Origin of the sequence: Yersinia sp. 1252 StPb PI (genome assembly GCF_048593885.1) — a bacterium.
Lineage (GTDB): Bacteria > Pseudomonadota > Gammaproteobacteria > Enterobacterales > Enterobacteriaceae > Yersinia > Yersinia enterocolitica_E.
Genome location: NZ_JAZGQE010000003.1, coordinates 16623 through 28487 on the forward strand (window position 1 = coordinate 16623; position 11865 = coordinate 28487).

The window sequence follows — 11865 nt, forward strand, 5'->3', positions numbered from 1 at the left end:
TAATCCGATAATACCCTGCCCTACAACGCCTTTGGTGACGGAATTATTTATGCATGAAATAACAATGATGCAAGGTATTGGGCTGGCAATCATGGCACTGATTGTCGGGATCGATTTTTGGTTGGAAGCGTTGTATATCTTCCGCCCGCTAATCGTTTGTACCTTAACGGGTGCCATTCTCGGTGATATCCAAACGGGTTTGATTACCGGTGCATTGACCGAACTGGCCTTTACTGGCCTGACCCCGATTGGCGGTACCCAACCACCAAACCCAGTGCTGGCAGGTATTATGACGACCGTGATTGCCCACAGCACCGGTGTCGATGCGAAAACGGCCATCGGACTGGGCCTGCCCTTTAGCTTCTTAATGCAATACATCATTTTGTTCTATTACTCAGCATTTTCCTTCTTTATGCAGAAGGCTGACCGTTACGCAGAAGAAGCTGATGGCGCAGCTCTCGGGCGGCTGAACTTGTTGTTAACCGCCATTGTTGCTGTGACTTATGCCGCCGTGACGTTCTTGTGCGCTTACGTTTCACAGGGCGCGATGCAAAGCCTGGTGCGATCAATGCCAGCCTGGTTGACTCATGGCTTTGAGGTTGCCGGGGGTATCTTGCCTGCGGTTGGTTTCGGCTTACTGTTGAAAGTTATGATGAAAACCCCGTTCACCCCTTTCTTTATTATTGGTTTCCTGTTTGTCACCTTTATACCGGTACAGAATCTGTTGCCTGTTGCGCTACTGGGGACGGCTTTCGCTATCTACGAATATTACAACCAACAGAAAAAAGCCGCCCATGCTGCTGTCGCTCCTGAGGAGATGAATGATGGAATCTAATACCTTGCCAACAACGACAGATGCCAGCACTGAGCCAACCACCAAGTTGACGCGCCGGGATATCACCAAGTTGGGTTTTCGGTCAGCACTGTTACAATCCGGTTTTAATTACGAACGTATGCAGGCGACTGGTTTTGCCAGTGCACAAGCCCCGTTGCTGAAGAAGATTTATGGTAATGACAAAGCCGCGCTGTCTGCCGCCATGAAAGATAATCTGGAGTTTATTAATACCAACACTAATGCGGTTGGTTTCCTGATGGGATTACTGATTTCTCTGGAGGAACGCCACGAAAGTCGAGACCTGATCAAAGGGTTGAAAGTGGCGTTGTTCGGGCCACTGGCGGGGATTGGTGATGCTATTTTCTGGTTCACTTTATTGCCGATTGTCGCGGGGGTTTGTGCCTCTTTTGCCAGTCAGGGCAGTATTTTGGGGCCAATCATCTTCTTCGTGGTTTATCTGGCGCTATTTTTACTGCGCGTGGTATGGACCCATCTGGGCTACACCTTGGGGGTAAGAGCCATCGATAAACTGCGTGCCAGTTCGGGGGCTATTTCCAGAGCAGCGACCATCCTTGGTGTGACAGTCGTTGGTGGGCTGATTGCTTCGTATGTCCATATTACCGTGGCGGCAAAAGTCGCGGTGACCGCGGGCCACGAGGTCTCTATTCAGGAAGCCTTCTTTGACAAAGTCTTCCCAAATCTGCTGCCCATGGTCTACACCTTGCTGATGTATTACCTGTTGCGCGCCAAGAAAGTCAGCCCGGTTACGCTCATTCTGGTGACTTTTGTATTGTCTATCGCACTGTCATGGCTCGGTGTGTTGTAGCACCTAAATCAGTCTCAATCTTTAATGCGCTGGCTAACGGCCAGCGCCCAAGGACCTTTTATGGTAAGCATTATCATCACCGGCCATGGGCGTTTTGCCAGTGGATTGTATAACGCAGTGGAACAAGTCATTGGCTCACAACCGCAAATCATTGCGGTCGACTTTCCGGTGGGTATGAGTACTCAACAGCTAGACCATGCGTTACAACAGGCACTGGATACATTACCTATTGAGCACGGTGTGGTGTTCTTCACCGACTTGCTCGGGGGCTCCCCATTTCGCAGTGCAGTCCAATTGAGTGTGCATCAACCCCAATTTGAAGTGATTACCGGTACCAATATGCAGATGCTGGCGGAAACAGTGCTAGACCGAGATGAAATCCCTACAGCCCGCGCATTGGTTCAACAGTCACTGGCGGCGGGAAAACGGGGAATCGTTCATTTTGTCGTTGACAGTGAAACACCCAATAATGAGGAAAATGACGAGCAGGAGGGAATTTAATAATCCCATAATTCAAAATAGATCAGGGGGGCTGAAACTCAAGCGACGGATTATATTAAGCCCCGCATAATCGCCCGGTTGGCTTCAGACGCCAGATAATGGCGGAGCTAAATGGTTAACCATTTAGTTCGCGGATAAAATCAATAAACGCTTTGAGTGGTGAAGGGATAAGACGACGGTCGGGATAGTACAGATATGGGCCTGAAAACTGCTGCCACCAGGGTGTTAGAATTGCTTCAAGTTCGCCACGTTCAATCGCGGGTCGCAGCCACTCTTCAAATAGATAGATTATCCCACCGCCAGCAATCGCCGTTGCCACCGCAAGGTCAACGGCAGCACCAATGCTAACCATTAGCGGGCCATTTGGCTTCACTCGCACCACCTCGCCGTCTCGCTCAAATTCCCATTCAGGCACTATGCCGCTGGCATAACGGCCACGAATACAGAGGTGGTTAAGGAGTTCGCTCGGATGTTCCGGCCGGCCATGCAGGTCGAGATACTCAGGAGCTGCGGCAACAGCAAAGCGCTGCTGACGTTTTCCTATCGGAAGCGCAATGACATCCTGTTCGAGACATTCATCATAGCGGATACCCGCATCACAGCCATCACGGAATACGTCCTGCACATTGCTTTCGGCCACCACCTCTAACTGAATGCCTGGATAACGTTTCAAAAAAGCAGGAACAATGGCAGGCAACACCAGCCGCGCAGCACTAACAGGGACATTTAGACGTAATGTGCCCGACGGGGTATCACGAAAGCGATTAACAATATCCAGTGCAGCATCAACTTCGCTCATCGCAGGCATTAACCGCTCCATCAGTGCTCTACCTACCTCAGTCAATGCCACCGTTCGAGTGGTTCGATGAAATAACCGGACACCCAGTTGCTGTTCCACCCGCCGCACCGCATCGCTGAGATACGAAGGATTACTGCCTATCATGCGCGCAGCCTCACGAAATCCGCCCGCTTTTGCCACCGCGACCACCGCATGAAGCAGTGCAATATCAATTTGCATTGTCCGCCACTCCGTACAACTTGTCTTCATTTAGCCAGATAGTTGCACAGCTATAAGCCAGCTACAATCATTGCGTTACTTACTCAGGAGATATCCCATGTCACAACGTACTCTTACTTATCGACTTGGCGATCGGCAGATTAATCGCCTCGGCTATGGCGCGATGCAACTGGCTGGCCCAGGCGTATTTGGCCCACCCGCGAATGAATCTCAGGCGATTCAGGTGTTGCGCGACGCCATCGAATCAGGGGTCCAACATATTGATACCAGTGATTTTTATGGGCCACATATTACTAACCAATTAATTAAACGAGCCCTCCATCCTTATCCTAATGATCTGTGTATTGTTACCAAGGTGGGCGCACTACGCGATAAGACGGGGAACTGGCTACCGGCATTCAGCGCCGATGAACTCACCCGCGCGGTCGAAGATAATCTGCGTCACCTTGGGCTTGATGTGTTGGAAGTCGTGAATTTGCGTAGCATGTTTGCTGTCCACCAACCGGCAGAAGGTTCCTTGGCCGCCCCCCTTGAGACACTGGTCAAACTGCAAGCGCGAGGGCTGATTCGCCATATTGGATTGAGTAACGTGACAGCAAAACAGGTCGCCGATGCCCAAAAAATCACCCCCATCGTCTGCGTACAGAACTTGTATAATCTGGCAAATCGCGATGACGACGCACTTGTCGACGAGCTTGCTGCACAGAATATCGCCTGGGTTCCTTTTTTCCCGCTCGGTGGCTTCACACCATTGCAGTCGACACAACTTAGCGAAGTCGCACAGTCACTGGGGGCCACGCCAATGCAGGTTGCGCTTGCCTGGCTGCTGCAACGCTCTCCAAATATCATGCTCATCCCTGGCACGTCATCACCGCAACATTTACAGGAGAACCTGGCCAGTGCTGAATTGATACTCTCAGCTAGGGTGGTGGAAAAGCTAAATAGCATTGGCTAACATTGCTGACTCTCTGATTATTCTCGCATTCTCTAATTTTTGCGCGTACTGCTTTGACGCCTTGAACTTAAGATTTCACCGCGATTAAGGCAGTATTGAGCTGCTGCACAGCCTGCTGCGGAGTCTGCTCTGGATGGATAAAAAAGGAGTTCAGTACGTGGAAGAAGATCTCTTTGGTTTGTGCATCTGTCGCCATCGAATGCGCCATACTCGGCAGCAATTTACCCGAGGCCTCCGCCTGACGGAACGCCTTGCCTGACTGCTGCGCGCAGGAGTCAAAATCCTGCAAAGAAACATCCATTCGGGCGGGGATCGAGCCTTTTAGTTTATTAAACGTAACCTGAAACTGCTTATCCATCAGTACATCAGCCAAATGGCGTTGGCCCGATACCACGACTGGATTACCGTTTTGCTGCAAAATAGCAAAGCTGTCCGTGTTATAAATAAAATAGCCCTGAGTACCGGGAGCCAGCGCACACAAAAACGCTTGGCCGGGAATATCACCATCCTGCATCATCTCGCCTTTGGCCCAGTCGCCCATAATCATCATGGCAGCTTTACCACTGCGCAGCATTTCTACCGACTCATGCCACGGACGATTGGCGGCATCGGGGTCGATATAACCTTTAAGCTTGCGAAACTTTTCCAGCACTCGCACCATCTTCTCACTGGTGATGGCACTACTGCGCTGTTCCATAAACACCTGGCGGTAGAATTCCCCGCCTTCCATGCCTAACAGCAGATTCTCAAACACCGTGGCGTCCTGCCATGCCTGCCCACCATGTGCCAATGGAATGTACCCGGCAGCTTGTAACTTATCGGCCACGGCAAAAAACTCATCCCATGTGGTAGGTACGGCTAATTTCAATTTGGCGAAAGGTTTCGGGTTAATCCACATCCAATTGATACGATGTATGTTTACCGGTACGGCAACATACTCACCACGATATTTAATATTGGCTTTGATGGCGAGAGGCAAAGCCTGATCCCACTCAACGGTTTGCTCCGGCGTATAAGGGCTGGAGAGAAAGCCCAGTCTGGCCCACTCCTCAATGGCCTTACCTTCGAGTAACGCCGCCCCGGGCGGGTTACCGGCAATAGCACGCGTTTGCAATACACTGTATGCACTCTCTCCTGCACCACCAGCAACGGCAAAATCTTGCCAGTTATCCCCTTTTTCGGCCAGCGCCTGTTTTACCGATAATAGTGCCGCCTGCTCACTGGATGAAGTCCAATAATGCAGGACTTCAACGTTAACGGCAGTGGCATTGGTCGCGACCAACAGCAGAAAAATAAGAGATAGTGTCTTTAACATGCGTATTAGACTCAGTTATAACGTTGTAAACGGACTTCAACTATCAGCCCACTGGCGGGATGATTACGTAATGTCACTTCACCACCATGTGCTCTGGCAATGCTACGTGAGATAGCAAGCCCCAACCCACTGCCACGGTTATCCTGTTGCAAACGATAGTAAGGCTTAAATACTTTCTCCCACTGCTCCTCGAGAATTCCGGGGCCAAAATCACGGATAAACAGCATGATGTAATCTCGGTGATCTGACAGAATTATTTCTACTCGCTGCCCATAGTTCAGCCCATTCTCCACGATGTTATTAAGTAGGCGCTTAATCGCCAGAGGGCGGCCAAAGATCGGGCTGGCTTTACCGGAAACAGTAACATTGAGATAGGCGTCCATCGTTTGCCTTAGCAAATTCATGATATCTATGGACTCCATATTTTCATGTAAATCAGTATCCTTCATACTTTGCAGTGCGCCTTTGACCATCATTTCCAGGTCAGCGACATCCCGTTCAAATTTTTTCCCCAAAGTCTCATCTTCTAGCATTTCTACCCGCAACCGTAGGCGGGTTAGCGGGGTTTTCAAGTCATGACTGATAGCGGTAAATAGCATCTCACGATTATGCAGATAAGCGCGCAGACGGCTTTGCATTTGATTGAAAGAACGGGTCGCGGTAACCAATTCTGCACTGCCTTCCTCTGGCAATGGTTCGCTGTCCAGTGAACTGTTGAGTTCAAGTGCGCCATGGGCTAGCCGTGCTAATGGTTTCAGCTCACGCCGAATCAGCCACCAGGTAAAAAGTAAAACCAGAAGCAAGCTACACAGGGTAAAGCCGACCTGACGCAAGCTAAACAGCGGGCTTTCTAACTGATCATAAGGCGGTGGCAGTGGTGCTGCCAGAAACAGCCATTCATTGGAATTCAGTTGTAACTGAATGACTAATACTGGCGCATCTTTATGGGATGTAGTGATACCAAAACGTACCCAGGCAGGGGGGAGATTATCAACCAGAACTCCGGCGTTAAAAACTTTCAGTTGATCTGCGGGTGTCAGGGAGATAATCGCCGCCTGCCGTTCCCCTAATTGTGTTCGCAGTTCTTGTTTTGCCTGCGAGACCACGGTTCTGGCGGCCTGACTGTTCAGCAATTGCACTTCATCCAATACATGGTTATTGATCGAAATAAAAAACTGCGAGCCACCTAACGCCAATTGTTGTTGCAACACTAAATGGCGGTAGTTATACGGCAGAGATGACATAAAGTTGTAGCTAGTCAGCATCCCTTGCACCAGCCCTTTGATAGTACTTTCCAGACTGGCCTGATTGCGCAGACTAAACTGACGATACCAAATTGAACCAGAGATACTTTCTGCCAGCAGCAGGGCAATCACCAGCATGCACAGCATGCGGCTCAGAAGTGAACGCGGCCAGAGTGGCCGGAACATATCCTGTAGCCAACGGACATAACGGCCCGAATCAATATTCACGGGTAACATCACAACATAGCATGTAACCCTGATTACGCAGGGTACGCAGTAGTAAGCGCTGGCTATCTTGTAGACGCTGACGTAAGCGGCTGATTTGCACATCAATCCCCCGCTCCAAAGGGTTATTTTCCCGTCGGCGGGTTATCTCAGAGATTTGATCCCGGTCGAGGACCTGATTGGGATGACGTAAAAATAACGAGAGCAACGTAAATTCAATCCCCGACAACGGCTCACTCTGCTTTTGCGGATCAATAAGCTCCCGCCGGACTAAATCCAGTTTCCAGCCGTTAAAACATAAAAATCGTGCCTCAATGCCAGGGCTTTGCACAATTTGATTGCGACGTAATAACGCCTTAACTCGCGCCAGCAACTCGCGGGCACTGAACGGTTTAGCCAGATAATCATCTGCACCTAGCTCTAACCCAATCACTTTGTCACTTTCATCAGATGCCGCCGTCAGCATGATGATCGGCACTGCCGATACTTGCCGTGCTTTACGGCAGAGGGTGAAGCCGTCATCACCAGGCAACATGACATCCAAAATGACTAAATCCACAGACTCTTGCTTCAATGTTGCTAGCAAATGTTCACCATCAGGCAGCGAAAGCACACGAAAATTCGCTTTAGTGAAGTATTCCGTCAGTAAGCTGCGGATCTCTTCATCATCATCAATCACGAGCAAAGTATGAGGGGACATAATGGCGCTGACCTGAGTAAACGAGTGTCGCTAAAAGACAAGCAGTGTACCGCTATAACTCGGTACGCAGCTATATGCTACCAGGTATTAACTTCGTTCTGAGAGCTGCCTCAAAACTGTTATTCTGCTGTTTCTGCCATATGAAATCCAATGCGGGGAGCTTCGCATATTTACAGTTCAAAAGGTTTAAATGCAGGGGCTTTATTGCTTATTTAGCAAGAGTGTTATGCATTATTGTCCATTTTTCTCTCGCGTAAAAACCATTAGCATACTCAGCATTCCGGGTAGGCCGCTGTTTTGTGTTATTAGCCCCCGCTTCACAAGGATTATATCAATGAGTAACGTATTAATTATTAACGCCATGAAAGAGTTTGCGCACTCCAAAGGGGCGCTTAATCTCACGCTCACGAATGTCGCTGCCGACTTCCTACGTGAAAATGGTCATCAGGTGAAAATCACCACGGTTGATGAAGGCTATGATATTGAAAGTGAAATTGAAAAATATCTGTGGGCTGATACCGTTATTTATCAAATGCCCGGTTGGTGGATGGGTGAACCGTGGATCCTGAAAAAATATATTGATGACGTCTTTACCGCAGGTCACGGCAAACTGTATGCCAGTGATGGCCGTACCCGTTCTGATGCCACTAAAGGCTATGGTTCTGGCGGTTTGATTCAGGGTAAAACCTACATGCTGTCAGTCACCTGGAATGCACCACTTGCAGCGTTCAATGACCCGAAACAGTTCTTCCATGGGGTGGGCGTTGACGGTGTGTATCTGCATTTCCATAAAGCGAACCAATTCCTTGGTATGGAACCTCTGCCAACATTTATGTGTAATGATGTGATTAAACAACCAGACATTGAAGGTGACATCAGCCGTTACCGTCAGCATTTAGCCGAAAACTTTAACTATCAGGCCGTTTGATTTCCTATCAGAGATAAATAGAGGCAGTAATGATTACCGTTTTTGCAGAAATCAAAGTCAAACCAGGGCGCCGTCAGGCGGTATTGCAGGCAATTGAGAAGCTTATTCCGGCGGTACTGGCCGAGGAAGGTTGTGGCGGTTATGTGCCGATGGTTGACGTTCCCACCCAGCTTGACTGGCAAAAGAACTCGCCGGACTCTATTTTCATGCTGGAGAAGTGGCAAAGTGTGCATCATCTGGAGTTACATTTGCAGATGGAACATATGCATCAACACCGTGAAGTGATTAAGGATGATGTGTTGGATGTGAACATTCACATTTTAAATAACGCCTAATCAGCCTATCCCCAAAGTAATTGGAGTTGCAGGTAGGCAGCAAGCAAACGCATCCCGATGAGCTTACTCAAGTAAGTGATTCGGGTAAGTGCGCGCAGCTAACACCCCTGCAGCTTCAAGTACGAAGGGGATATCTGAGCCAATGACTCCCCTGCAACCGAATCTGCTCACTCACATAATCGAGAAAACAGGTAATCCGCGCAGCAAGTTGTGTATTGCGATAATACACTGCATTGATCGGTTGCCAGGTTTCCAGAGTTTGATCCGCCATGACTTCAACCAAACGCCCCGCCAGTTGATCTTCACGCGTCATAAAATCAGAGAGTTCGACGATCCCTTCACCCTGTAAAGCCAATAAACGCAGCGTTTCGCCGCTGGAAGCCGCTAAATTCGGGATAATCGACGAACGCCCGCCTGGCAAATGGGGTAGCGACCACTGATTAAGGAATTCCGGCTGTGTAAAACCCAACAGGCTGTGATCAGCCAGTTCATCAATAGTGTGCGGGGTACCGTGACATTGCAGATAGTCGGGGCTGGCAAGAATACGCACCCGGCTGGCACCCAGCAAACGAGCATGAATAGTGGAGTCGCGCAAAGCACCAATGCGGATCGCGATATCAGTACGTTGCTCCAATAGATCGATATTAAGATCGTCGGTATTCAGTTCAAGAATGATTTGCGGATATAAAGCGCGAAAGCCGCTGATCATCGGCACGATAACGTGCTGCATAAAGGGGGCTGCTGCATTCACTCGCAACCTACCAGCAGGCTTCAACCGCCGCAGAGCAATCTGTTCCTCAGCATCATCTACCGCGCCAAGAATCTGGCGTGCATGGCTGAGAAACAGCTCGCCCTCTTCGGTCAATTCCAACCGACGGGTGGTGCGGCGTAGCAAAGTGGTCGCCAGCTTTTGCTCCAATCGGCTCAATGCACGGCTGATACCCGATGTGGTCTGGCTACGTTGCTCTGCCGCCGCGGTAATCGAGCCGCAGTCAACTACCGAGGTAAATGCCTGCAACTCTTCTAACGTCACTTTCATCGATCAAACCTCGATTTCAGCGGTATCCCCTTTCTCTTGCAGCCAATTGCGCCGATCTTCGGAACGCTTTTTCGCTAACAACATGTCCATCATTGCTAACGTTTTATCAATATCATCATCACCAATGGTCAATTGCACCAGACGACGGGTATTCGGATCGAGAGTCGTTTCACGTAACTGCAGCGGGTTCATTTCACCCAGCCCTTTAAACCGCTGAACGTTGGGTTTCCCGCGTTTGCGTTTCAGTTGTTCCAGAACACCCGCTTTCTCTTCTTCATCCAAGGCATAAAACACTTCTTTGCCTAAATCGATGCGATACAGTGGTGGCATCGCCACATAAACGTGACCGTTGCGCACCAATGCCCGGAAGTGGCGCACAAACAGTGCGCACAGCAGAGTGGCAATATGTAGACCATCGGAGTCCGCATCCGCCAGGATACAAATTTTGCCATAACGAAGTTGGCTCAAATCTTCACTATCTGGATCAATACCAATAGCTACCGAGATGTCGTGTACTTCCTGCGAGGCCAGCACTTCATCTGACGAAACTTCCCAGGTATTCAGGATCTTGCCTTTCAGCGGCATGATTGCCTGATATTCACGATCACGTGCTTGTTTGGCCGAACCGCCTGCGGAATCCCCCTCCACCAAGAACAATTCGGTCATGCTCAGATCCTGCGAAGTACAATCCGCCAGTTTACCGGGCAATGCCGGACCGCTGGTCAGCTTCTTACGCACCACTTTTTTCGCCGCACGCATACGGCGCTGAGCACTGGATATGGCCAATTCAGCCAGTTGTTCTGCCGCTTGTATATTCTGATTCAACCATAGGCTGAAGGCATCTTTTACCACACCGGACACAAAAGCAGCGCACTGACGTGAGGAGAGCCGCTCTTTCGTTTGGCCGGCAAATTGTGGGTCCTGCATTTTTACTGACAACACATAAGCACAGCGTTCCCAGATATCATCGGCCGAAAGTTTGACGCCACGGGGCAAAATATTGCGGTATTCGCAGAAATCGCGCATGGCATCCAGCAAACCCTGACGCAAACCGTTGACGTGAGTTCCGCCCTGCATGGTGGGGATCAGGTTGACGTAGCTTTCTGTCAACAGTTCACCGCCTTCTGGCAACCACAACAGCGCCCAATCAATCGCTTCAGTATCACCGGCAAAAGAGCCGACAAACGGTGCTTCTGGCAGGGTAATCAAGCCATCAACAGCTTCCATCAGATAATCGGTCAGGCCATCGGCATAGCACCAACGCTGCTCGGTATTATTCACCAGATCTTTAAAGACGATTTCTACGCCGGGGCACAACACGGCTTTCGCTTTCAGCAAATGGGATAAACGCGAAACCGAGAAACGTGGGCTATCGAAGAATGAGACATCCGGCCAGAAATGCACGCTGGTACCGGTATTGCGCTTACCGCATGTCCCGATAACTTGTAGTTCCTGCACTTTATCGCCATTTTCAAAGGCGATACTGTAGATTTGGCTATCACGGCGCACCGTGACCTCTACCCGCTTGGATAAAGCATTCACAACTGAAATGCCTACACCGTGCAAACCACCAGAGAACTGATAGTTTTTATTCGAGAATTTGCCGCCTGCGTGTAACCGACACATAATCAGTTCAACGGCGGGAACACCTTCTTCTGGATGGATATCAACAGGCATACCACGGCCATCATCAGTCACTTCCAGCGATTGATCGGCGTGCAGAATAACGTCAATACGCCGGGCGTGGCCCGCCAGCGCCTCATCGACGCTGTTATCAATCACCTCTTGACCAAGGTGGTTTGGCCGCGTGGTATCCGTATACATGCCCGGACGACGACGCACTGGTTCTAAACCGCTGAGTACTTCAATGGCATCAGCGTTATAGCTGGATTCAGTCATGGTTGATTAATATTCGGCTAATGGTTGGAAGGCTGGCGGTGACAT

12 protein-coding genes are annotated in these 11865 nt (G+C 49.8%); 6 read left to right on the plus strand and 6 right to left on the minus strand.

The features are described 5' to 3' along the window. Positions 1–49: 49 nt before the first annotated feature. From agaC to agaF, 3 genes are read left to right on the plus strand one after another with little or no spacing between them, the layout of a single operon-like run. Entirely contained in the window at positions 50–835 is a 786-nt protein-coding gene (gene agaC, locus V2A85_RS00855) for a PTS galactosamine transporter subunit IIC (protein WP_372560493.1), read from the plus strand. After that, positions 825–1661: a PTS galactosamine transporter subunit IID gene (gene agaD, locus V2A85_RS00860; RefSeq protein ID WP_372560697.1), complete on the plus strand. Its 837-nt coding sequence runs from the start codon at positions 825–827 to the stop codon at positions 1659–1661. The genes agaC and agaD overlap by 11 nt, the downstream gene beginning before the upstream one ends. 60 nt (positions 1662–1721) lie before the next feature. Continuing rightward, the gene (agaF, locus tag V2A85_RS00865) at positions 1722–2162 is read left to right on the plus strand and encodes a PTS galactosamine/N-acetylgalactosamine transporter subunit IIA (RefSeq protein ID WP_420070739.1); all 441 of its coding nucleotides are present in this window, start codon (positions 1722–1724) and stop codon (positions 2160–2162) included. Between the two features lie 115 nt (positions 2163–2277). Here agaF and V2A85_RS00870 read toward each other — a convergent pair whose 3' ends face one another. Next, a complete protein-coding gene (locus tag V2A85_RS00870; protein WP_420070740.1) occupies positions 2278–3180 on the minus strand; it encodes a LysR family transcriptional regulator in 903 nt (300 codons plus the stop codon). A 97-nt stretch (positions 3181–3277) separates the two neighbouring features. Between V2A85_RS00870 and V2A85_RS00875 the strand changes: the two genes are divergently transcribed. After that, positions 3278–4135: an aldo/keto reductase family oxidoreductase gene (locus V2A85_RS00875; RefSeq protein WP_420070741.1), complete on the plus strand. Its 858-nt coding sequence runs from the start codon at positions 3278–3280 to the stop codon at positions 4133–4135. Between the two features lie 67 nt (positions 4136–4202). Here V2A85_RS00875 and V2A85_RS00880 read toward each other — a convergent pair whose 3' ends face one another. Genes V2A85_RS00880 through V2A85_RS00890 form a run of 3 tightly spaced genes read right to left on the minus strand, consistent with a single transcriptional unit; the run spans position 4203 to position 7619 of the window. Then, positions 4203–5450: an ABC transporter substrate-binding protein gene (locus V2A85_RS00880; protein ID WP_420070742.1), complete on the minus strand. Its 1248-nt coding sequence runs from the start codon at positions 5448–5450 to the stop codon at positions 4203–4205. An 11-nt stretch (positions 5451–5461) separates the two neighbouring features. Then, the gene (locus V2A85_RS00885) at positions 5462–6931 is read right to left on the minus strand and encodes an ATP-binding protein (RefSeq protein WP_227746580.1); all 1470 of its coding nucleotides are present in this window, start codon (positions 6929–6931) and stop codon (positions 5462–5464) included. After that, positions 6912–7619, minus strand: coding sequence for a response regulator (locus tag V2A85_RS00890; RefSeq protein ID WP_420070743.1), 708 nt, complete (start codon positions 7617–7619; stop codon positions 6912–6914). Before V2A85_RS00890 ends, V2A85_RS00885 begins: the two co-directional genes overlap by 20 nt. 334 nt (positions 7620–7953) lie before the next feature. On the opposite strand from V2A85_RS00890, the gene V2A85_RS00895 reads away from it, so the two are divergent. Together V2A85_RS00895 and V2A85_RS00900 are read left to right on the plus strand one after the other, a co-directional pair. Beyond that, on the plus strand, positions 7954–8547 hold the full coding sequence (locus V2A85_RS00895) for an NAD(P)H-dependent oxidoreductase (protein WP_420070744.1): 594 nt from the start codon (positions 7954–7956) through the stop codon (positions 8545–8547). A 29-nt stretch (positions 8548–8576) separates the two neighbouring features. Continuing rightward, complete coding sequence (locus V2A85_RS00900; protein WP_005188293.1) at positions 8577–8882, plus strand: putative quinol monooxygenase; 306 nt, start codon at positions 8577–8579, stop codon at positions 8880–8882. Positions 8883–8997: 115 nt separating this feature from the next. Here the strand turns inward: V2A85_RS00900 and V2A85_RS00905 are convergent, their stop codons facing one another. Both V2A85_RS00905 and parE read right to left on the minus strand, forming a co-directional pair. Continuing rightward, on the minus strand, positions 8998–9921 hold the full coding sequence (locus V2A85_RS00905) for a LysR substrate-binding domain-containing protein (protein WP_372560486.1): 924 nt from the start codon (positions 9919–9921) through the stop codon (positions 8998–9000). A 3-nt stretch (positions 9922–9924) separates the two neighbouring features. Beyond that, on the minus strand, positions 9925–11820 hold the full coding sequence (gene parE / locus V2A85_RS00910) for a DNA topoisomerase IV subunit B (RefSeq protein WP_372560485.1): 1896 nt from the start codon (positions 11818–11820) through the stop codon (positions 9925–9927). Positions 11821–11865: the final 45 nt, after the last annotated feature.